At 43.5% G+C, this 18,158-nt stretch carries 19 protein-coding genes and 2 pseudogenes; all 21 read right to left on the bottom strand.

All coding sequences use genetic code 11. The annotated features are described in order from the left end of the window. Positions 1-34: 34 nt before the first annotated feature. Positions 35-319 (bottom strand): annotated as a pseudogene (locus HMPREF9380_RS12135) (hypothetical protein). Between the two features lie 73 nt (positions 320-392). Next, complete coding sequence (locus HMPREF9380_RS07200) at positions 393-1,079, bottom strand: YwaF family protein (RefSeq protein WP_002932786.1); 687 nt, start codon at positions 1,077-1,079, stop codon at positions 393-395. 18 nt (positions 1,080-1,097) lie between these two features. Next, entirely contained in the window at positions 1,098-1,784 is a 687-nt protein-coding gene (locus HMPREF9380_RS07205; RefSeq protein ID WP_002932785.1) for a YwaF family protein, read from the bottom strand. Positions 1,785-1,893: 109 nt separating this feature from the next. After that, the gene (locus tag HMPREF9380_RS07210) at positions 1,894-2,505 is read right to left on the bottom strand and encodes an NUDIX hydrolase N-terminal domain-containing protein (protein ID WP_002932782.1); all 612 of its coding nucleotides are present in this window, start codon (positions 2,503-2,505) and stop codon (positions 1,894-1,896) included. Beyond that, entirely contained in the window at positions 2,495-3,865 is a 1,371-nt protein-coding gene (locus tag HMPREF9380_RS07215; protein ID WP_002932781.1) for a UDP-N-acetylmuramoyl-tripeptide--D-alanyl-D-alanine ligase, read from the bottom strand. The genes HMPREF9380_RS07210 and HMPREF9380_RS07215 overlap by 11 nt, the downstream gene beginning before the upstream one ends. A 75-nt stretch (positions 3,866-3,940) precedes the next feature. Continuing rightward, positions 3,941-4,987, bottom strand: coding sequence for a D-alanine--D-alanine ligase (locus HMPREF9380_RS07220; RefSeq protein ID WP_032907270.1), 1,047 nt, complete (start codon positions 4,985-4,987; stop codon positions 3,941-3,943). A gap of 218 nt (positions 4,988-5,205) precedes the next feature. After that, on the bottom strand, positions 5,206-5,802 hold the full coding sequence (gene recR, locus HMPREF9380_RS07225) for a recombination mediator RecR (protein WP_002932779.1): 597 nt from the start codon (positions 5,800-5,802) through the stop codon (positions 5,206-5,208). A gap of 103 nt (positions 5,803-5,905) precedes the next feature. Further along, complete coding sequence (gene pbp2b / locus HMPREF9380_RS07230; RefSeq protein ID WP_002932778.1) at positions 5,906-7,972, bottom strand: penicillin-binding protein PBP2B; 2,067 nt, start codon at positions 7,970-7,972, stop codon at positions 5,906-5,908. A 209-nt stretch (positions 7,973-8,181) separates the two neighbouring features. Beyond that, positions 8,182-8,874: a phosphoglycerate mutase gene (locus HMPREF9380_RS07235; protein ID WP_002932777.1), complete on the bottom strand. Its 693-nt coding sequence runs from the start codon at positions 8,872-8,874 to the stop codon at positions 8,182-8,184. Between the two features lie 148 nt (positions 8,875-9,022). Next, positions 9,023-9,349, bottom strand: coding sequence for a DUF7716 domain-containing protein (locus HMPREF9380_RS07240; RefSeq protein ID WP_032907264.1), 327 nt, complete (start codon positions 9,347-9,349; stop codon positions 9,023-9,025). A 20-nt stretch (positions 9,350-9,369) separates the two neighbouring features. Continuing rightward, complete coding sequence (locus tag HMPREF9380_RS07245) at positions 9,370-10,068, bottom strand: 3-oxoacyl-ACP reductase (protein ID WP_002932774.1); 699 nt, start codon at positions 10,066-10,068, stop codon at positions 9,370-9,372. Further along, complete coding sequence (locus HMPREF9380_RS0110980) at positions 10,061-10,297, bottom strand: DUF2829 domain-containing protein (protein ID WP_002899859.1); 237 nt, start codon at positions 10,295-10,297, stop codon at positions 10,061-10,063. The genes HMPREF9380_RS07245 and HMPREF9380_RS0110980 overlap by 8 nt, the downstream gene beginning before the upstream one ends. Before the next feature lie 130 nt (positions 10,298-10,427). Beyond that, entirely contained in the window at positions 10,428-10,886 is a 459-nt protein-coding gene (locus HMPREF9380_RS07250; RefSeq protein WP_002932770.1) for a GNAT family N-acetyltransferase, read from the bottom strand. 15 nt (positions 10,887-10,901) lie between these two features. Further along, the gene (locus HMPREF9380_RS07255) at positions 10,902-11,327 is read right to left on the bottom strand and encodes a GNAT family N-acetyltransferase (RefSeq protein ID WP_002932768.1); all 426 of its coding nucleotides are present in this window, start codon (positions 11,325-11,327) and stop codon (positions 10,902-10,904) included. Positions 11,328-11,390: 63 nt separating this feature from the next. Next, positions 11,391-12,401 (bottom strand): S41 family peptidase, encoded by a 1,011-nt coding sequence (locus HMPREF9380_RS07260; RefSeq protein WP_002932766.1) that lies wholly within the window; start codon positions 12,399-12,401, stop codon positions 11,391-11,393. 66 nt (positions 12,402-12,467) lie between these two features. Next, positions 12,468-12,737, bottom strand: a complete 270-nt coding sequence (locus HMPREF9380_RS07265) for a hypothetical protein (RefSeq protein WP_002932765.1) — start codon at positions 12,735-12,737, stop codon at positions 12,468-12,470. A 43-nt stretch (positions 12,738-12,780) separates the two neighbouring features. Continuing rightward, positions 12,781-14,180, bottom strand: a pseudogene (locus HMPREF9380_RS07270) (amino acid permease). Between the two features lie 156 nt (positions 14,181-14,336). Continuing rightward, positions 14,337-16,325 (bottom strand): ABC transporter permease, encoded by a 1,989-nt coding sequence (locus HMPREF9380_RS07275; protein WP_002932763.1) that lies wholly within the window; start codon positions 16,323-16,325, stop codon positions 14,337-14,339. Next, positions 16,325-17,086 (bottom strand): ABC transporter ATP-binding protein, encoded by a 762-nt coding sequence (locus HMPREF9380_RS07280; protein ID WP_002932762.1) that lies wholly within the window; start codon positions 17,084-17,086, stop codon positions 16,325-16,327. Before HMPREF9380_RS07280 ends, HMPREF9380_RS07275 begins: the two co-directional genes overlap by 1 nt. Positions 17,087-17,264: 178 nt before the next feature. Beyond that, complete coding sequence (locus HMPREF9380_RS12110; protein ID WP_009659231.1) at positions 17,265-17,396, bottom strand: hypothetical protein; 132 nt, start codon at positions 17,394-17,396, stop codon at positions 17,265-17,267. A gap of 272 nt (positions 17,397-17,668) precedes the next feature. Beyond that, a partial coding sequence (locus tag HMPREF9380_RS11995) for a prealbumin-like fold domain-containing protein (protein ID WP_002932759.1) occupies positions 17,669-18,158 on the bottom strand: 490 nt, incomplete at its 5' end.

Here is an 18,158-nt window from a genome sequence, read left to right as displayed (position 1 = left end):
GCGATTCTATTCTCCTAAGTCAATGAAATTTCCTTTAAAATCTGACAATGACACTGTTAAAGAGGAAAACTGCAAAGATGAAGATTAAAACCAGTAAATAGAGTAGGCGTTTTTTTCTGGTTTCCAGTTCTTCTTTCTCTTCAGCTGTCATGGAAAAAATGACCTTATTCCGTTTTAAGAGATAGAGGATCAAGCCATCCGCCAGTTGTTAAGAAAGCCCAAAATTTGGGATGTTTCATTCTGCTAATAGAAGCGTCTAGCTCGACCAGCTTAAAGAGTTGAGTTGATAGACAAATAGTCCATTTGTTACTAGAAGCAAGTCATGATAAAACTATCTAATTAAGAAAACTCCTGCCACATTAACTTGACAGGAGCTATAAATTTAAAGTGAATTAACTGCGGACCAGACTTAACTGCTTTTTCCACCGTTTCTTAAACAATATATCAAAGAGAACCAGGGCCAGAGAAAGGATGACCGACACAAGAAGGTACTTTATCCATAGGGGTGCGTTAGGGATAAAAGGCGGACTTTTTAACAGACCGTAATTTCCTCCGGTCACTTGATTAACGCCGACTAGGAAAAGATTGAGCCCAAAGGTGTAAGCTACAATCATATATTTCTTGAGCAAGCTCTTGTCGTAGTGATTCATCAGATAAATCAAGGAATTAACCAAGAGGGCATAGTGGCCAATCAGGAAAGAAAAGCTGGTAATATGCGGGAAATCATAGGGGTCAAAAACTGGATAGCCCAAGGCAAAGATCGCTCCGCTGGCTCCTAATAGAGCAAAATATTGCTTACTGCGCCATTTGTCTGGCAAAAAGACCACCGCAAACATAGCCAGGCGGCAATGATAAAAAGGTAGACTATTGGAAAAGGGAATCCTAAAACCAAAATACCAGCTATAAAGCATCAGCAGTTGAGCAATCTGAATCCACTTAAAAGCCTTGACAAAACGCGGATTATCATGGTATTTGAGCGAACTCCAAATAGACAGCAAGACCAGAGCAATCATCACAGCATACCATAAAATCGAGATGGGCGGTGCCACCGTTCTTGTCGTAGTTAAAAAATCTTTCATAAATCCTCCATGAGATGATTAGGTTAGAGTGACTGTCTTGGTCTGCTCCACGCGCTTAAAAATGTCAGAAACCAAACAGATTGCTGCACTTAAGACGATTGAGACAAGCAGATAATTGAGCAGGAGTCCGTGATTGCCAACAAGCGGCGGATCTGTGAGAAATCCATAAGAACCCTTTGTCAACATATTGATAACAAGCAAAAAAGCATTCATCAGAAAGGTCGTCCACACCACTCGCTGCCAGTTCATAGAGAAAGTATGATAATATCTGAAAAGATAAATCAAACAATTTCCCAAGAGCGCTAGATGACCGATGATAAAGGACAAAATAGTGATATGGGGAAAAGGATAAGGATCAAAAATCGGATAAATAAAGGCTACAATCGAGCCAAAAGTCCCCAAAAGAGCAAAATAGAATTTATACACTGAGCGATTAGGCAGAAACATCAAGGCAAACATAGCCATTCTGCAATGATAAAAAGGCAGACTCTCAGACAAAGGGGCAGCAGTCAGCATATACCAAGAGTAGAGGCCTATCAGCTGACAAGCTTGCATCCCGACAAATAGCTGCTGGTAAGGCTTCCGATTGTAGTAGCGATAGGAAAGCCAGATAATCGCAAAGACCAGCCCCAAAAGAACAAAATACCAAAGCCCCAGTTGAGGCGGTTCGGTTTTATAGGTTGTAAACATATCTCTTATTCCCATCTCCTAGGCTCCCATTCTAATATAAGATTTGAACAAGGCTGAGTTTGCCTGTTGTTGCAATAATTTCAAGCTTTTTCAGACAAAAAGTATCCCCCAGAAACTTACTTCACTAATCCAAATACTGTTCTCTATCTCCTTGATAAATCTCCCAAAGGATTTTCAACTGTTCTTTTGTCGTCCGCTTAGAAGATAATTCTGGTAAAGATTGGATATCAAAGAAAGCTAACTCTTCTATTTCTGTATTAGGCTGAAAATCTCCATCCTCTATCTGACACTCGAAGACCAGTTTAGCATATTGCTTACTCTGAAATTGAAATTTATTAGTATCAAAAATTGCAAGCAGACGAGAAACTGAAACATTAAATCCCGTTTCTTCTTGGACTTCCTTGATGATATTTTCCTTAGGAGATAGTCCGACTTCACAAAAGCCGCCAGGTAAAGCCCAAGTTTTCTCATTTTTACCCTTGACTAAACAGACTTTTCCGTCTCGAACCAGTACAGCTCGGACATCAATCAAGGGAGTGGCATAAAAATCCGTTGGGCGCAACAACTCTGCCAATTCTTTCCCATCCAAATCTGACCAATCAGCCAGGAGGTGTCCCAAAAGCTGACGGAGTTCTAAGTAACGTTCTCGATCAAATTCATCACGACTAAATGCTAGACCTGTCTCTGTAATAGAAAGGAGACGTTGAATGGTTTTTGCAATTTCTTTAGTTTCCATCTTCCAAGTCCTCTACCAGCTTAGCCAGATTCATAGAATTGCTGCCTTTGAGAAGAATTTGGTCGGCAGGAGTCAGCTTCTCTCTGACAGCTTGTTTCAGCTGTTCAAACTGGTCTTTCTCGTCATTTTTGACAAAGTATTGCACCTTGCCTGGTGGGTAAATCTCCTTGGCATAGTCATAGAGGGCTTCCATATCCTGTCCATAGAGGAAAAGGTCGGTCACAATTTCTGGATTGAGGCTAGTAATCATAGAGCCATGCATGGACTTAGAGTCCGCTCCCAGCTCTTTCATATCCGCCAGCACTACTAATTTTCGTCCGCCTGGATTGGCCGGAATGGTCGAGAAGGTCTCCAGAATCAAGCGCATAGCTGTTGGATTGGCATTGTAGACATCCGATAGGATATCCGCGCCATTGCCAGCTTTCTTCCACTCCGTTCGATTGCGGGTCAGCTCCAGCTCAGAAAAGGCTTGAGCAATAGCCGCCTCAGATACACCCTCCTGCAGAGCCGCATAGGCTGCAATCATGGCATTGGTCGCATTGTACTTACCGGTCACAGGCAGGTCAATGCTTTGCTCTAAAAAGTTGCAGTCAAAGCTCAAACTATCCTTGCGCTCTTCCAGACGCGTCAGGAAGATATCCGCATCAGGACCAAAGCGAACTAGTTTGCAGTCTGCTGGCAAAAATTCATTGACAATCTTATCCGCCGGAACGATCAAGAGACCATCTTTTCTCAAGCCGTCCGCAATCTGCATCTTACCTTGGGCAATCTCAGCTCGGCTGCCGAAAAATTCCAGATGGGCTTCTCCGACCAGAGTTACAATGCCTGTCTTAGGTTTGGCAAGTTCAGACAGGAGATGGATATCGCCCAAGTGGTCCTGCCCCATTTCTAAGACGAGTTTCTCTGTATCCTCAGGCATGTGAAGAACCGTATAGGGCAGGCCGATTTCGTTATTGTAATTGCCCTGGGTCTTATAGGTCTTGTAAGTGGTTGCTAGTAGCTGAGCCAGCATATCCTTGGTTGTCGTTTTGCCGTTGGAACCTGTCACTGCCAGCACATCCACCTGCATCTTTTTCAGATAGTACTGGGCCAAGCGCTGAAAGGCCGTCAGAACATCATCGACCAAGATATAAGCTCCCTCTACCACTGGACGCTCAGATAGGGTGGCAGCAGCTCCCTGAGCAAAGGCTGTTGGGATAAAGTCATGGCCATCACGCGCCCCCTTGAGTGGCACAAAAAGGTCACCCGACTCAATCAAGCGGCTGTCAAACTCAGCATTTCTAAGCGCAATATTTTCAAACTGAGTCACATCATTTTTCGCAGACAAGACTTCTGCGATTTCATATAAATCTAATTTCATACTTCTTCCTCGTTTTTCGGTTTGCTCGCAAAAAGAAAGGACCGAAAATTTTCAGCCCCTCTATTATATCATATTTTAGAGAAGATGCGCCTCTCTCTTAGCAAATGCATGTTCAGCTAGGCCAACTAACTTCTCAATCAAATCAGGATAGGATAGTCCCATGTTTTCCCAGAGTAGTGGATACATGGACCACTGGGTAAAACCTGGCATGGTATTGAGTTCATTAAGGAAGACCTGACCATCTTCTGCATAGAAGAAATCACAGCGGGACAGTCCCAGACCACCCAAAGCTCGGAAAGCTGCCTCTGCATTTTGACGCATCAGACTCACCACTTTTTCTGGAATCTTAGCCGGAATATCCATGGTAATCTTATTATCAATGTATTTGGCTTCGTAGTCATAAAAAGCTACGTCCTTGACCACTTCTCCAGGCAGTGTACTCTTGACATCAACATTGCCCAAAAGCCCAACCTCAATCTCACGAGCTGTCACTCCCTGCTCAACCAGTACCCGGCTGTCGTATTTGAAAGCCAGGTCCAGAGAAGCACGCAGTTCTGCTTGGTTTTCCGATTTAGAAATGCCGACACTGGAGCCCATATTGGAAGGCTTGGTAAAGACTGGATAGGTTAATTGCTCTTCGATTTCTTGGATTTTTTGCTCTAGATCCTCGCCATCAACCAGCGCCACATAAGGCACTTGGGCGATGCCTGCTGATTCCAGCACTCGCTTGGTCGTGATTTTATCCATAGCTAGGCTAGAAGATAAAATATTACAGCCGACATAAGGCATTTTGAGCACTTCTAGGAAGCCTTGGATAGAGCCATCTTCGCCCATAGGACCATGCAAGACTGGAAAGACCACTGCTCCATCTTCGTAAATATCGCTAGGCTTAATCTTCCGAGACATGTCCACTGTGGCATTAGTCATCAGCTTATCATCAGCCGCCGGATTTGCTTCAAATTCCTGAGTTTGGATAAAATCTCCATCCTTGGTGATGAAGTAAGTCTTCACCGAGAATCTATCATAATTGACAGCCCGCATGACGCTCTCAGCTGATAAAACCGAAACTTCCCGCTCTGCACTGCGTCCGCCATACAATAAAATCAATCTTTGTTTTGCCATGATTTTTCCTATCATTTTCTAAAAATAGTACGATTTACAAAAACTGCCAGCTCGAAATAAAACAACATAAAAAGCTTGGTTTTGCATCTACCTAGCTAGTCGATTCTTCTAAGCAGGAACTTCTGTATCAGTCCGTTTTAGTATATCACAATTCCCAGCATTTTTGAACAGAAAAAAGGACTCTTCCAGCCAGCTAGAGCCAGAAAAATCCTTTATGTTTATAATTCCGTCCGATTTTCGATAGCGCGAATCAGCGTAACCTCATCCGCATACTCAATGTCGGAGCCAACAGCTAAGCCACGCGCTAGGCGAGTCACCTTAATCCCAGCGGGCTTCAGAACCCGTGAGATGTACATGGAAGTCGCTTCGCCATCCGCAGTCGCATTGGTCGCGACGATCACCTCCGTCACCTCACTATCCATCAGACGAGTAATCAGACTCTTGAGATTGATATCATCCGGTCCAACGCCGTTCATAGGCGAAATCAAGCCATGCAAGACATGATAAAGTCCGTGGTATTCCTGGATATTTTCCATGGCTGACACATCCTGGCTGTCCTCAACAATCAGAATAGTCGATTGATCGCGCGACTGGTCTTGGCAGATTGCACAAGGGTCTTCGTCCGTCAGGTTGCCGCAGACAGAACAGTAGCTCAGCTCACGCTTAGCTGCCAGCAGATTCTTGGCAAATTCATTGACATCGTCATCACTCATGCCAATAGTGTAAAAAGCCAGTCGAGTGGCTGTTTTGATGCCAATGCCGGGCAGCTTTGAAAAACTGTCAATCAGCTTGGCGATAGGGGTTGGGTAAAGCATAAAATCCTTTCTCTATTCTCAAAAAATCTCCTCAAACCAGATTGCTGCACTTGAGCACTGACAACTTAAGCTTTCTCCGTTTGCCGATGATTTTCATTGAGCACTAATTCATAGGGTGTTGTTGGTTGTAAAGATTGATAATATCGCGAGTGATACTGTGGCTGACAGTAGAAGATAGGTTCGTATTGTGAGGGAACACCACCGCCACCGCAATCTGCGGCTTCTCACTCGGTGCATAGGACACGACATTGGTATTGATGGCTTCTTTCTTGCCCTTGTCCACAAAGGTCTCAGCCGTACCAGTCTTGGCACTGATTGGCACACTCTCTCCCTGAGAAATAGTCCGGCCAGTCGTAAAGCCACTGCTGCCATGAACCACTTGATAGAAGCCTTGCTTGATAATGCTCATATCCTCGTCAGAGATATTGACCTGGTTCAGCTCCTTGGTATCAATTTTCTGCACCAAATCACCGAGTCCTCCTTGGTCACTGTTACCGTAAATGCCTTCAACGATATGCGGAGCCACACGCTTGCCATTATTAGCTACTGTTGAGGCATACTGGGCCAGCTGAAGCGTTGTATAGTTGTCAAACTGGCCGAAAGAATTGGTCAGATAGTTGGCAAAGGTAAACTTATCTGGAAGATAACCTGTGGACTCATTTGGCAAATCAATCCCTGTCGAAGTGCCCAGACCATACTCCGCAAAAGTCGACCGCAGCTTTTTCATGGACGGATCCAGCTCATCAAAATCCAGCTTCATATCCGCTGAGTAAGGCGTCCCCATCATCTTCAGCGCTACCTGCACCATATAGGTATTGGAAGAGTATTCCAAGGCTTCTTGGGCTGTGATGGCACGTGAACCATACTGGGTGAACCAAGAAGTGATACTGTCCGTACCGCCAAAGCTAATCGGCTGGTCTGTCAGGACTTGGTTTCCGCTAATGGCATTATTTTCCCAGCCCGAGGTCAATGTTGCAGCCTTGACCACAGATCCCGGAACAAAGACATTGGTCATGGTCCCCAGAGCATCGACCGAGCTTTCTCCTGTTTCCAGATCATGCCGGATGCCTGCCATAGCCAAAACGGCGCCGGTATTGGGATCCATAGCTACGGCATAGACGCCCTCAGAGTAAGTCGCATTGCCACTAGCCAACTCTGCATTAAAGGCATTTTTGAGAATGTCCTCTACTCCCTGCTGGAAGTTCAAGTCCACCGTCAGCTTGAGATTGTCGCCCTTGCTGCCGTCAGAGATATTTTCCACACTCTCCATATTACCATTTTTGTCCAGATGAATCTCCTTCTCAGCTCGCTTGCCTTGAAGGACCGACTCATACTGCTTTTCCAGATAGGAGGTCCCCACCCGGTCATTGAGGGAGTAGCCTTTTTTCAGGTAATCATCCACTTCCTCAGCCGGAAGTCCAGTCTTTTCTGTCGAGATATTACCCACGATAGAAGCCAGTGAGGTATCCAAGACCTTGCGATCCCAGCCCGTTGAGACACTGATACCTGGCAGCTCCTTGCTGCTGGAAGCCAATACAGCCACCTGCTCTGTTGTCAGCGCATCTGTCTGGATGGTCCCCGTCGCAAAGTTGGAAATTGCATTCATCTGACTAAAGAGAACAATGGCCTTCTTTTCCTCATCCGTATAGCCCAGCTGCTTAGGGTCAATGCTCTCAGCTGCCGCCTTATAGATTTTGGACTCAGGCAGGCGGTTGCCGTCTGTATCAAACTTCTTGTCCTTGGGCAGCTTTTCCACCACTTCCTGATAGACTGCGCTGTCCGCCAAATAATAATCCACTTCTTGGCGGTCTGTCACCTCTGTATCGCTGACACTGACATAGGTCAGGAGCTTTTGAGCTGTCGCTCGAATCTCCCCAGCCGTCAGACGATTATCCCGTGTATAGGTCACCACCTGCTTGGTCGTATTTTCCACCAAGGGCTTGCCAGTAGCATCATAAATCTGCCCACGCACTGAGCTAGTGGTAATCTTGGTCTTGCTGGCCTTGGCCAACTTATCCGTATAAAAGTCCTGATTGACCACCTGCATATAGCCCAGACGGGCAATCAAGGCTAAAAACAAAAGCATCACGATTCCAAACAGCAGATAAAGCCTTCTGGTGATGGAATGACTGTCAAATTTTCTCTTCTTCCTTGCCATCTTCTCTCTCATTCTAGTAAAAGTTCTGACCTTTATTTTACCATAAATCCAGCTCGATGAATGTTTCAAAACTGATAGAAAATCTGAAAATGTGGACGAGTTAAGAGGAAGTCCGTCAAACCACTGAACAGACAAGACTTGCTAGCTAGGCTTCTAACAATCCTTGTTCTTCCTCTCTGGAAAAGCAAAGAACCTGAGAATAATCTCAGATTCCTTTAAGCTTATTTTCCAAGGTAGTATTCTTTTACTACGTTCAATTTTTCGTCAAATTCGAATACCAATGGTGGGAAGTTTGGAATTTCCACGTCCATGATTTCATCGTCAGACAATTGTTTGATGTGCTTCACAAGAGCACGGATAGAGTTACCGTGTGCACCTACAAAGACATTTTTGCCATCTTTCAAAGCTGGAGCAATCTTGTCTTCCCAGAATGGAAGAGCACGTTCCAAAGTCACTTTCAAGTTCTCAGCATCTGGAATAACTGAGTCGTCAAGTGAAGCGTAACGACGGTCAGTGTGTGCTGAGTGCTCATCATCGCGATCCATGTTTGGAGGCAATACATCGTATGAACGACGCCAGATGTGAACTTGCTCATCACCAAATTCTTCAGCTGCTTCTGCCTTATTTTTACCAGTCAGACCGCCATAATGACGCTCGTTCAAACGCCATGATTTTTCAACTGGTACCCAAAGCTGATCAGCTGCTTCCAAAGCAAGGTTAGTTGTCTTAATCGCACGCTTCAATACTGAAGTGTAAGCTTGGTCAAACTCGATACCAGCTTCCTTAATCAGTTTACCAGCGTCGATTGCTTGCTGTGTACCTTTTTCAGACAAGTCAACATCAGCCCAACCAGTGAAAAGGTTCGCTTTGTTCCATTCAGACTCACCGTGGCGAGCAAAAACTAATTTTACCATTAGATGGATTCTCCTTTTATTTTCCGAGGAAACCCCCGTTTATCTATTCTATTTTACAAAATTTTCGCCTAAAAAGCTAGCCTATTTCGTCAAATCAGACCTTTTTCAACAAGAAAGCTTGTAAAGATTTATCAATTTCAATGACTCCTCATTCAAAATCCATAAAATCATCATGCTCATAATAGTAAAGCAGAGCCTGTAAACACTCTTCGTCAGTCGCTTCTGCTTTCTGCTCCATGACTGATAAGAGAACATCTACAAAATCTTCACCATAATAAACCAGCTCCAGCTCTCTTACTTGATCTGGATAAACATCCCTATTATCCACCACTTGAGGATAATCAGCAAGCAAGTAGCTGTCCTGAAAATTCAGTTCTGCATTTTCCTTAGCATATAAACAGAAATCATCATCTAGCTCTTCTGATTTTACAGCCTCCATGATATCTTTTAAGTCATAGGTTTGGTTTTTCTTCATTACTTTCATGTTCTGACTGGCTACTTCAAACTCCAGCCGCCGTCTATTTTGATAATCTCACCCTGCATAGCAACTGCCTTACCACTAGCTAGAAAGAGACTAACGTCAGCCACTTCTTGGGGGTCCAGCCAGCGCTTGATCGGCGTTTCCTCAGCAACCCAGTCAGCTAGTCCGCCTGGTTCAAAATCTGCGGCAGTCATGGCTGTCTTAACAGCGCCTGGTGCCAAGCCAAAGACTTGGATATTTTTATCCGCATAGTCTAAGGCTATCTGCTTAGTCAGGCCAGCCAGAGCATGCTTAGAGGCCGTATAGGCAGCACCGCCTCCGCCAGCCAAAAAGCTAGCAATCGAACACATATTAATGATGATACCAGACTTTTTCTCCAGCATTTTCTGCAGGTAAAATCGGGTGATTTTCATGGTAGCGGTCAGATTAAGCGCAAAAATCTGATCCCAGTCCTCATCACTGGTCTCGTGCAGAGGACGATAATCGTCCAAGATTCCTGCCGTATTGCAGAGAATGTCTACCTCGGGCAAGCTGGTGAAGAGTGGCGTCAAATCACCCGTCAAATCCAGCTTGACAAAACGAAGCTCATTTAGAAAGCCAGGATTTTCATCCTTATCCACCCCGTAAACCCGGTAGCCATTTTCCAAAAAGCTCTGGGCTTGAGCTCTACCAATACCAGAGCTAACCCCCGTCACTAGTACTGTCTTAGTCATCTACTTCCACCCAATCTGTCGCAAGAACATCACAAGGAGTCGGACTCCACATAGAGAAGCCCTCCCCCTCACCTGAAACATTGATGAGAAAATATGGTGTCACTTCAAGAGCCACCCCATTTTGCTCAATCGTGTCAAAGAGCTGGACGTAGTTTTCTGCTCCGCCCCAGCCTGTACGCACATATTTTTTCTTGGCCTTAAGGCCTGGTAAAATTTCTTCAAATGTCATGGTTTTCTCCTTTTGTTTATTGGTAATCTTTAACAAATTCCCTACTAGCCGCCAGTAGTCATAAGTATGTTGAACAACTTTTTCTTGACTGTCAACAAGTTTTTCTGTTGCTTTGCAACAAAGTCTAAAATTAGGTGTTTTTCTCCATCTCCACAAAGAGATGAATATCACCATTGCTTTCCTGCGGGATGCGCCTCACCACTTCAAAGCCCATGTTGAGATAAAGCTGCTGGGCTCGGTGATTGAAGTCTGCCACGGATAGCCTTAGGACTTGGGGCGCAAATTTTTTCTTGATAAAGTCCAGAATTTCCTGCAAAAATGCCGCGCCTTGACCTTTTCCGCAGTGCTCCGGCTTCATCCCCAAACCAAGTTCCAAAATGCGCTCTCCTTTCTGCTCCAAGCAGAAAAATCCATAGAGTTCCCCTTCACTCAGTACTTGATAATAACGGTCTCCGCGCGCTTCAGGAGAAACCATTTCTTCATAATCTTCCAGGTCATTTTTCATATCATAAAAGTCATAAGGCGCCTCATAATGCCAGTCCTTAGCAATTTCCAAAGCATGCTGCTGGGTTAGCGGTTCAATCATCATCTACTCCTCCTTTCTCTAAAATCCCCAATAAAATCGTTTCTGGTCTGCTTTTTCACTGCAACCAAGGCTGTGGTAAAATTCATGGGCTGATGAGCGGGAAATGCCTGAATTAATCCGAATTCCTGTGTAGCCAGCCTCTTTCCCCTTTTCACGCAAAGCTTGCATCAGCGCTCTGCCATGTCCCTGCCCTTGAAAATCCGGAGCGACGGCCAAAGCCAAGAGATTGAGCAAGGATGGGAAATAGAGACAGTCGTAGCTAACCGCATGAGCGTAACCTATGACCTGTCCGCCTTCTTCAGCTACCAAAATCAAATGCTGGTCACTCTCTAGTAACCTCTTTAGTTGAGCCTCCGTCGCTTCCCTATCGAAGTCATAACCCAAGCACTCTGCATTAAGCCGCTGAATGGCTACGGCATCTCTTAGTTTTACTTTACGAATCATTTGTCACCTCGTTCTTCTCTTTATTATAGCAGAAAAGCAGTCTCTTTGACTGCTTTCAATGAACTATTCTCCTATCTGTCCCTTCAACCAAGACTCCGCCTCTTCTAAAGGCTGGTCTGTTAGGACATCGGGCTGAATTGCCTCATTCTCATAAAGCTTGCCTGTGCGATCTAAGATACTCGAGGTAGTCAAGAGCAAAACCGCTCCATCATACAGTTGATAATAATTATTTCCCGTAGTATAGCTTGCCGTTGGCTGACCAAATATTCTAACGTTTTCCAATCCCTTAAAAGCTAAAACAGTCATCTCTCCTGAGCTACCTGTCTTCCCATTGATAAGGACGGCTATTTGCACTTTCTTTGCTTTCTCATCAGTCTGATCCAGACCAAGCTGATTAAGAATATCTGATCGAGAAACCGCGCTCTTGCTTCCGTTTTTATAAACGAATTGGAAGAGGTCTTCATCAGGCAAAAGAGAGGACAGCCCAGCAATCATCGGATACATATTCCCACCGGTATTGTCTCTCAAATCCACAAGAACCGCTTGATAGTCATCCTTTTTAAGAGCTGCTGATAGTTTGTTGGCATAAGTCTTCGCTGCCTGTGCGCCACCAGTGAAAGCAGGAACTTTTACATAGAGAATACTCTCCCGATTCTGCACTTCAGGCTGATTTTTGCTTTCTGGACTATTTTCGGGATTATCCTGTGGGCTTAAAAAATAAGAATGCTTCCCGCCAGCCTCTTTGGTTAATTTTTCCAAGACAGGATAGGTGTCTTGATAAGCCTTGGCTGATTCAAGCTTCTCTAAAGCTTTCTTTTTCTCATTTTCCCAGTCTTTGCCCGTATAAAGACCGAAATCAAGCTTTTTTACAACCGAGCGAGCGTAGTCCTGCGGACTAGGTGGGAAAAGAAAAATGCCATAGTCTGGACCAAAGTAGGCTAGAAAACCTATTAAAAGAGCAAGCAAAACCAGCACTGTTCCTGAGCAACCTAAAAGGACTTTTTTCATAATCTCGCAACCTTTCTTGTGAGGATTTCTGAGCTGATTATAGCAAAATAGAGACATATTTTCCATGTCTCTACCTTACATTTATCATAGCTAATCTTACATTTTTGTAAGATTATTTTAATCTACAAAAGCTTATTTCCATCTCTCACTCTTGGAACATGCAATCATCAAACCAGACCCAGCCAGAACTGCCAGAATAACAAGACAGATATTTTTCAATGGATAGAGCCAGTCTTTATTTTCCTCATGCCAAGTTGTCTTCCAAAGCCGAACATAATCAGCATGCATATCTTCAGGCTGGTTCAGTTGGATATTGATCACAATCGCTAATAAGATCAGGGCAAGCAAAGCAAGGGCAAAGAGCCAGATTTTTTTCTTTTGGCTTAGGTTAAGTTTTTTCATTCTTTTCTATTTCTTCTTTCTCTTTAATATCAATACTTTATCCCTACTTCTCTTTTACAGCGATTTCAGAGTTTCGATAACCATAAAATCCATAGATAAGACTTCCCAGCGCTAGGGCAATTCCAAAGGCCTGCCAGGTTTCCTTAGTATACTGGGTCATAAAGGACAGGCAGATGATAATGGACAAAATCGGTGTCAGAGGTACCAGAGGTGTTTTAAATTCCCCAGCTTTGGGCATTCCTTGATCTTTCCGCAATTTTAAGACAGCTAGTGCCAATAAAATCAGATAGGCCAAGGTACAGATGTTCAGGAAAGAAGCGATGCTAGCCAAAGGGAACATGCCCGCACAGACAGCCGAGGCAATCCCTACTAAAATCGTTGCATTCTTTGGCACCCGACTGGTCTCTGTCAATTTTTTGAAAGAGCGAGGCAAGAGACCATCACGCGCAATACTGTAAATCATCCGCGACAGGGCGTAGGTCATGGAAATGCAGACAGTAATCAGAGTCAAAATAGCGACGACAGAGATATAGTTAGCCGCCCAGCCAAGTCCGACACTGCGCAAGGCAAAGGCCACCGCATCTGAGACATCCAGCTTGCTATAGTGGACAATCCCAGTCAAGACCAAGGTCACCAAAATATAGAGAATGGTCACAATGCTCAAGGATAAGACAATTCCGCGCGGAACATTCTTTTGAGGTTCTTTGATTTCATCGACCGCCATGGAAATGGACTCAAAGCCAAGAAAGGCAAAGAACATGAGTGAAGCCCCGGCCATGATGCCGACCTTACCGCCATAAATTTCTCCGAAGCCAAAAGGTGAAAAGTTAGACCAATTTTCTGGTTTGATGAAGAAAAATCCTGCAATGATAAAGATTGCCAAGGCTGAGAATTTCAAGACCACCAAGGCTGAGTTGAAGCGCAGGGCTGCCTTTGAGTTCAAAAGGACAACACCTGTAACGAAGACCAAGACCAGAATAGGCAGCAAGTCCACATAAGTACCTGCTTTTGGATTGAAGGTGCCATTCAGAGCTGCCGGCAGTTGGATGCCAAAGCCGCTCAGCAAGCCCTTCAGATAAGAACCCCAGCCAGAGGCAACACCTGAAATAGCGGTCATGAACTCCATGATGGTCAGCCAGCCAGCCAGCCAAGCAGGAAATTCTCCCAGAACCGCATAAATATAACTGTAGGCTCCGCCATTGGCCGGAATCCGTGAGGCAAACTCAGCGTAAAAAAGAGCCGAAATACTCACACAAAGAGCTGAAATGACAATCGAAACGGTCAGAGCAGGCCCAGCATATTTGGCCGCCCCGGTCCCTGTAATTGTGAAAATCCCAGTTCCTACCATGGCACCAATACCAAGCAAAATCAGATCAGGAATTTTCAAGTGACGTCGCATGCCCGTTCTATCCTTACTGGCATCTTTTTTCTAAATATATTCATCTATTTTTATTCTCCTAATTGCATTAACGTCCTATTTTATCATATTTCCACGCTTTTAGGAATCTTTCTCAGAAATTTACCGAAAAGAAAGGCTGAGAGAAATCTCAGCCTAAGTCTTTAAAATAGATGAAAGCTATATGAAGCCTGTCTCTACTATCACATAGCCACAATTTTACGATAGCTGCGAGAAGTAATGAGAAAGACACCAACATATACTGCAATAAACAGAGCGCAAACACCCAGAGTCACCACTAACATGAGTGTGGCATTCAGCACCCCTAAAGCAGATAAAATCAAGCTCAACATGTGATAGGCAAATGCCAAATGAAGAAAAGCAAAGATTAGTGGTAGGAAAAAGACTATCAGAATTTGCCTACGAATCGTTTTCTTAATTTGTTTTTCGTCCAATCCAACCTTTTGTAAAATAACAAAGCCTTCTCGATCTTCATAGCCTTCAGAAATCTGCTTGTAGTAGATGATAAGAACAGTTCCAAGCATAAAAACGATTGATAAGAAAATTCCAATAAAGAACATACCACCTAGCATTCCTTTTATTTCTTGTTTATCAAAGGCTGTCACCGAACCATAAATACCTTGATTTTCAGGTAAGGTGGTATTAAAACTGCTTAGCTTTTCTTGGTATGCTTCTTTGAGTTTTCTCTGTTCTTCTTTTGGAAGCTTGAGATTTAATCCTCCATAATAGTTAACATTGACAGCGTAATCGTTCATCAATGAAGAAAAGATTTGACTCGGATTTTTAGCTACCATATAGATTTTTTCAGGCACTATCATATTCATCGGATCGGGTATATTACCGAAAACGAAATCTTCTTTTAATTTTTTCTTGATTTTTAAATTTTTATCAGCTAGCTGTAAATCTTTTTTGCTATCTAGTTCCAGTCCTTGCTCAAATATGGCTACTTCATCATCTTTAAGCTGAAGATTTTGACCCGTCATTCCTTGATAATCACTCTCAGAAATGGCCAAAATATAAAGATTTGGAGTGAATGATTTCTGTCCCTTAGAATAAATATCTAGCTGATTACCAGTTCGACCGCTAACTCCTATCGTATAATACTGGTAAATAACTTTTTTACTAATCTGCAGCTGCTGCTCTTGAACAAACTCTGTCAAAGCTTGGTCCAGCACCTCACCTGTTACTTCTTTTCCTTGGATACTGAAATCATGCGGGAACATGGCATTCTGCATATAATCACCACCAGCATAAATGTTGGCTCCACCAGATAAGGTAACCAGAACCATTGTCGACAAAATAGAAATTGTCGCTAAACCGATTGCATTTTTCTTCATTCGAAAAATTAGATTAGATACCGAAATCATGTTATCAGGCTGATAATAAAACGTCTTCTTCTTTTTCAAAAATTGCAAGAAAACAGTTGTTCCTGCATTAAAAAGCAGATAAGTCCCTAGAATAACAAAAAGTACGGCCACGAAGAAAATGATAATGGCTGCCATCGGATTAGATACACCTAAAGCAAGATAATAGCCAAAAGCGAGAGAAGACATACCAATAATAGTTTGCAAGAGTAAAAAGCGACTCTTTTTCTCCCCGCTATTTTTTTCTTTGACTAATTGCAGAGCATCAAACTTTCTTAAGTAAAAGCCATTTTTAATTACCAAACAGAAAAATACAAAAGAATAGAAAATGATAATCAATACCAATACAAAAGGTTGAAATGTCGAAACTAGAACCACCTTGGTACCCATGAGCTTGAGCAAAAAGGCATAAATCAGCTGGTCAAAGAGAACACCAATAGTCAGCCCCAAGCTTACAGCCACTAGCCCGAAGATTAGTAGCTCAATAAAGGTCATAACAAAGAGATGACTCTTATTAAGACCTAGCATACCATAAAGCCCTAGCTCCTTGGAGCGATTCTTCATAACAAATTGATTGGCATAAAAGACAATAATTACAGCTGTGATGTTCACAATAACGACTCCTAGGACCAAAACGAGGATAACAGAGCTGGCCCCTGTCATTTTGGATAGATTGGGATTAAAAGCCAAGGAGTTGAAAATATAAGAAATGGCTACAGCCACACAGGTAGCCAGTGCAAAAGGATAATAGAGACGGCGGTTCTTAATCAGATTGGATACCGCCAATTTTGCTGCTAATCGAAACACTAGTCCTTCACCTCACTTGCCATAACTGTCAGAGTATCGGAAATCTCTTGGAACATCTGCCGCTCGGTCTTGTCGCCGCGGAAGATTTGATTATAAAGAATCCCATCCTTGATAAAGAGCACCCGCTTGGCGCGGCTAGCCGCCGCCGTTGAGTGAGTCACCATGAGAATGGTTTGACCGCGGGCATTAATGTCGTCAAAGACATCCAGCAACGCCGCTGAAGACTTGGAATCCAAGGCTCCCGTCGGCTCGTCCGCCAGCAGAATCTCAGGGTCTGTGATGATGGCCCGAGCCACTGCAACCCGCTGCTTCTGACCACCGGAAATCTCATAAGGAAACTTCTCTTGAAGCTTGTTAATCCCCAGCTCATTGCAGGTCGTAACCAGCTTTTGCATCATCTCGGTAATGGGACGGCGAGAGAGAACCAGAGGCAGGAGAATATTATCCTTGACCGACAGGGTATCCAGCAGGTTGAAATCCTGAAATACAAAGCCTAATTTCTCCCGGCGGAAGCTGGAAGCTTGACTATTTTTGATGGTTGCTGTGTCAGTTTCGTTGAGAAAGACGCGACCCTCAGTCGGCTTGTCCAGCATGGCTAGGATGTTGAGCAGGGTGGATTTCCCAGAGCCTGACTCCCCCATGATGGCGACATATTCGCCTTTTTCTACTGTAAAGTGAATGTCTTTCAGTGCCTCAACCTGGCTGCCCTGAAAGCGAGTTTTATAAATCTTTTTCACGTGCTGTACGTCTAATAATGTCATACTTGAACCTCTTCTTTATTTAAATTGATACTACTATCATACCGGAAAGACAGACAAGTTTCCATAACCTAATCTTTCATTTTGCCTGCCAATCTTACATTTTTGTCATCTTGTGCTCCAAGTCGGATAAAGAGAAAAGTCAACTGACCTTTCTCTTATCCTTGAATAATGGAATCTCTCAGTGACTGTACTGCAGCCAGAAATAATATTGACTGGAAGCACAGCCTAGGCGTGTCTTCTCGATTTCTTCCTTGGAAATCTTTTGAGCTTTAGGTTTACTTTGACGATGGTTAAAAAGATTGATTTTCATAGCAAGCCTCCTTCTTGAAATCTGATTATTAGTTTGGAAGACGTTTATCTTCTTTTTCTTTACACTTATAGGATACCGAATTCCCAGACTAGCTGCCATAAGATAACCTTTCATTTTAGCCTTTAAACTTACATTTTTGTCACTTAGAAAAAATAGTTTTCGATTACCCTTAAACTGCATCAATAGCCCTAAACTCAACGATACTTATTGCCTTCTTTCATCAAGCGCATAAAAAAACAAGCGTCAATGTTCATTGACACTTGTTTTCTGTTTTATTTTTTGAAACGAATCCCAAAATAAACCCCACAACCAACTATGATAATCAAGCCTATAGCAAGTAGCGTAAAGCTGATTTCTGTACCTGTGAAAGGCAGAATTTTCTTCGTATTCGCCTTATCTCCAGGTTTATCTTGATTTGATTTTTTCGGATCTGGATCAGTCGGTTTCGTTTGGTCAGTTATGACTAACTTCCCTCCCTTGTATTCTACTGTATTTCCATTGGCATTTACAACTGTTACTGTGCCATCGAGATTCACTTGGAACACAATGTCGGTAACAGCTAAGTAACCGGTTGGGGCTGCAGCTTCATGGAAGGTATATACTCCAGGAGCTAATTCAAGCTCATGCGATGTATTTGCTTCTGAAGTCCATTTCGCTACAGGATTGCCAGTTGCCTCTTTGCCTTGGAAAATTTGAATATCTGCACCAGCAATTTCAGTACCGCCAAGGTTGACCTTACTGAAGGTCACCTTACGTGGAAGA

Origin of the sequence: Streptococcus sanguinis SK49 (assembly GCF_000212815.1) — a bacterium.
GTDB classification, from domain to species: Bacteria; Bacillota; Bacilli; order Lactobacillales; family Streptococcaceae; genus Streptococcus; species Streptococcus sanguinis_C.
Note: the sequence above shows the minus strand (reverse complement) of the source record. Positions and strands in the feature narration are given on the sequence as shown.

What these genes read in the sequence shown, in the direction of transcription:
- HMPREF9380_RS07200 (WP_002932786.1), bottom strand. Translation starts at nt 1,079, where the DNA reads ATGAAAGATTTTTTAACTACGACAAGAACGGTGGCACCGCCCATCTCG.
- HMPREF9380_RS07205 (WP_002932785.1), bottom strand. Translation starts at nt 1,784, where the DNA reads ATGGGAATAAGAGATATGTTTACAACCTATAAAACCGAACCGCCTCAA.
- HMPREF9380_RS07210 (WP_002932782.1), bottom strand. Translation starts at nt 2,505, where the DNA reads ATGGAAACTAAAGAAATTGCAAAAACCATTCAACGTCTCCTTTCTATT.
- HMPREF9380_RS07215 (WP_002932781.1), bottom strand. Translation starts at nt 3,865, where the DNA reads ATGAAATTAGATTTATATGAAATCGCAGAAGTCTTGTCTGCGAAAAAT.
- HMPREF9380_RS07220 (WP_032907270.1), bottom strand. Translation starts at nt 4,987, where the DNA reads ATGGCAAAACAAAGATTGATTTTATTGTATGGCGGACGCAGTGCAGAG.
- recR (WP_002932779.1), bottom strand. Translation starts at nt 5,802, where the DNA reads ATGCTTTACCCAACCCCTATCGCCAAGCTGATTGACAGTTTTTCAAAG.
- pbp2b (WP_002932778.1), bottom strand. Translation starts at nt 7,972, where the DNA reads ATGAGAGAGAAGATGGCAAGGAAGAAGAGAAAATTTGACAGTCATTCC.
- HMPREF9380_RS07235 (WP_002932777.1), bottom strand. Translation starts at nt 8,874, where the DNA reads ATGGTAAAATTAGTTTTTGCTCGCCACGGTGAGTCTGAATGGAACAAA.
- HMPREF9380_RS07240 (WP_032907264.1), bottom strand. Translation starts at nt 9,349, where the DNA reads ATGAAGAAAAACCAAACCTATGACTTAAAAGATATCATGGAGGCTGTA.
- HMPREF9380_RS07245 (WP_002932774.1), bottom strand. Translation starts at nt 10,068, where the DNA reads ATGACTAAGACAGTACTAGTGACGGGGGTTAGCTCTGGTATTGGTAGA.
- HMPREF9380_RS0110980 (WP_002899859.1), bottom strand. Translation starts at nt 10,297, where the DNA reads ATGACATTTGAAGAAATTTTACCAGGCCTTAAGGCCAAGAAAAAATAT.
- HMPREF9380_RS07250 (WP_002932770.1), bottom strand. Translation starts at nt 10,886, where the DNA reads ATGATGATTGAACCGCTAACCCAGCAGCATGCTTTGGAAATTGCTAAG.
- HMPREF9380_RS07255 (WP_002932768.1), bottom strand. Translation starts at nt 11,327, where the DNA reads ATGATTCGTAAAGTAAAACTAAGAGATGCCGTAGCCATTCAGCGGCTT.
- HMPREF9380_RS07260 (WP_002932766.1), bottom strand. Translation starts at nt 12,401, where the DNA reads ATGGAAAATATGTCTCTATTTTGCTATAATCAGCTCAGAAATCCTCAC.
- HMPREF9380_RS07265 (WP_002932765.1), bottom strand. Translation starts at nt 12,737, where the DNA reads ATGAAAAAACTTAACCTAAGCCAAAAGAAAAAAATCTGGCTCTTTGCC.
- HMPREF9380_RS07280 (WP_002932762.1), bottom strand. Translation starts at nt 17,086, where the DNA reads ATGACATTATTAGACGTACAGCACGTGAAAAAGATTTATAAAACTCGC.
- HMPREF9380_RS12110 (WP_009659231.1), bottom strand. Translation starts at nt 17,396, where the DNA reads ATGAAAATCAATCTTTTTAACCATCGTCAAAGTAAACCTAAAGCTCAA.